A 241-nucleotide genomic window follows, 5' to 3' on the forward strand; every position below is an offset into this window, starting at 1 on the left:
CCTTCCGGCACCGGGCAGGCGTCACACCGTATACGTCCACTTTCGTGTTTGCACAGTGCTGTGTTTTTAATAAACAGTTGCAGCCAGCTGGTATCTTCGACTGATTTCAGCTCCATGAGTAAATCACTTCACCTACATATCAGCGTGCCTTCTCCCGAAGTTACGGCACCATTTTGCCTAGTTCCTTCACCCGAGTTCTCTCAAGCGCCTTGGTATTCTCTACCTGACCACCTGTGTCGGT

Annotated in this window: 1 rRNA gene; it reads right to left on the reverse strand. The window is 50.6% G+C overall.

The features are described 5' to 3' along the window. Window positions 1–241 (reverse strand): 23S ribosomal RNA (locus FHD02_RS24935); the annotation flags it as partial.

Origin of the sequence: Citrobacter sp. EC_71 (assembly GCF_019584005.1) — a bacterium.
Taxonomy (GTDB): domain Bacteria; phylum Pseudomonadota; class Gammaproteobacteria; order Enterobacterales; family Enterobacteriaceae; genus Citrobacter; species Citrobacter werkmanii.